Source organism: Bifidobacterium jacchi (assembly GCF_009078285.1).
Lineage (GTDB): Bacteria > Actinomycetota > Actinomycetes > Actinomycetales > Bifidobacteriaceae > Bifidobacterium > Bifidobacterium jacchi.
In genome coordinates this window covers 2,588-3,249 of sequence record NZ_RQSP01000081.1, presented here as the reverse complement: position 1 = coordinate 3,249, position 662 = coordinate 2,588, and the positions used below count along the sequence as shown (strand labels likewise).

Here is a 662-nt window from a genome sequence, read left to right as displayed (position 1 = left end):
AAGTGAGGCACCACTCCGGATTTCGCGCTCATTTTCAAATGAGGCACCTCGGCTGCGATCTTGCTGGCGACGCTCGTGGTGAACCGTTTCAACGGGCTCACATGCGTCGTGCCGTCCAACGTGATGGCGGTGAGGGTGATCTGTCCGATGACTTTCTCCCGGCTGTTGTGTTGTTCAAGGTGATTGCGTCGGTGACCGGGTTGGTGCCGCCCGACGTGCCGAACCTGCCGGACGCCTTCGTACTGACCGTCAGCTTGTACTTCTGCGGCGGGGTGGATGCTGGCTCGCTCTGGTTGAGGGCGATGACGATGACGACGGGCGGCATGGGAACGGTGTTATTCCAAGCATTTGCCGCCAGCTTGTCCACCGACCAAGCTGGATCATCTGAAAAAGCATCATTGGTGTCATATTCTTTGTTATTGTTGTGATACTTTTTATTCGCAACTTTCTTGTTCCATTGGGCCTCCCAAAAGTTTGCCGTCACGAATCCCGTACCGTCATATTTATGCGCCAATGTGGTGACAACGCCCACACCGACCATGCGACACTTGCCCTTACCTTTCTGGTCAGGGTGGAGCTTGTCGAATCGCGCTAGACAGTTCTGATTAGCCCCAGCAATTGTCTGTTTTGTTACTTTTGCCGCTGTTCCTGAATCGACATTG

1 pseudogene is annotated in these 662 nt (G+C 54.1%); it reads right to left on the bottom strand.

The window, feature by feature from the left end:
- Nucleotides 1-97 precede the first annotated feature (97 nt).
- Nucleotides 98-662, bottom strand: a pseudogene (locus tag EHS19_RS10350) (hypothetical protein); the annotation flags it as partial.